2 protein-coding genes are annotated in these 1,358 nt (G+C 68.2%); both read right to left on the bottom strand.

The genetic code is table 11. The annotated features are described in order from the left end of the window. On the bottom strand, positions 1-605 hold a 605-nt coding region (locus WDW90_RS37135; protein ID WP_336492728.1), incomplete at its 3' end, for an aldehyde dehydrogenase family protein. A 74-nt stretch (positions 606-679) separates the two neighbouring features. Beyond that, positions 680-1,358 (bottom strand): MFS transporter (locus WDW90_RS37130; RefSeq protein ID WP_336492727.1); only part of this gene is annotated, 679 nt, incomplete at its 5' end.

Below are 1,358 nucleotides of genomic sequence, written 5' to 3'. Positions count from 1 at the left end.
ATCGCCTCGGTCGAGTCCTTCGTGACCGGGTGCGGCAGGATCTGCACGAGGTCGGCGGGCAGGCCGATGCGCTCCAGCTCTGCGCGCATCAGTTCGACGATGCGGGCGGTGGTGCGGTAGCCGAGCGGAGAGGGGGCGATCACGATGGCGTTGCGGCCCTTCACCGCCATCATGGCCTTGTTGACCGGGGTCGCGCCCGGGTTGGTCGAGGGCGTCACGGCGCCGATCACGCCCATCGGCTTGGCGTACTTGACGAGGCCCTTGGCGGGATCCTCCTCGATGATGCCGACCGAGCGCCCGCGCAGGAGGTCGCGCAGGGTCCCGAAGGTCTTGCGCTGCTTCTTGCGGATCTTGTCCGGCACGTTGCCGAGGCCGGTATCGGCGACCGCGAGTTCCGCGAGCTCGCGGGCATGCTCGGGCTTGTAGAGCGCCCAGGCGAGGGCGCGGACGGCCGCGTCGGCCTCCTCCTGGCTCACCTCGGCGAAGAGCCGCTGCGCGGCGCGGGCGCGCCGCATCACGTCATCGACGGGACCGGTGTCGAAGGCCGTCGGGGTCGTGGATGCAAGTTCCGACCGGCTGAGTGGTTGTGTGGCAGCAACGGACATGGCGGATTCCTCACTTTTCGAGGGGATGGTACGAGGACTGGCACCGATTCATCGGCCGGCGCCGCGCAGCTGGTTTACTCCGCAGCCTTTACTGGCTGAGTTCGGCTGATAGGCGCTACGGCGGGCTCGACCTCGTCGACGAAGGGCTCGTCGGGTCGCATCCGCAGCGCCAAGATGGCGCCGAGCAGCAGCAGGCCGAGCGAGGCGACGAAGGGCAGGTCCCAGCGCCCGGTCGCGTCGATCACGGCGCCGAACACCACCGGCGAGATCATGCCGGCAAGCCCGAAGCCGAAGTTCATGAAGCCGCTCGCGGTGCCGGAATATTGCGGGGCGATATCCATCGGGACGGCCCAGATCGGCGCCACGATGAGTTCGGCGAAGAAGAACGCGCCGCTGAGGCACAGGGCGATGGTGACGAGATCCTTCACGAACAGCACCGGCAGCATGAACAGGAAGGCGCCGAGGAACCCCACCACGATGACGCCGACGCGGCCCTTCGACGCGCTGCCGGTGCGCCGCAGGATCCGGTCGCTGACGACGCCCCCGACCGTGTCCCCCACGACGCCCGCGAAGAAGACGCCCGAGGCGAAGATGGCCGATTTCTTGATGTCGAGATTGAATTCGTGGAGGAAGTAGGACGGGATCCAGTTGAGGAACAGCCAGAGCGTCCAGCCGTAGCAGAAGTCGGTCAGGGTGACCGGCAGCATCCGCCTGAGCAGCCGCCGCCACGGCACCGCCTTGCGCTCGCCCGCG

Source organism: Methylobacterium nigriterrae (assembly GCF_037106235.1).
Lineage (GTDB): Bacteria > Pseudomonadota > Alphaproteobacteria > Rhizobiales > Beijerinckiaceae > Methylobacterium > Methylobacterium nigriterrae.
This window is presented reverse-complemented; position numbering and strand designations above follow the sequence as displayed.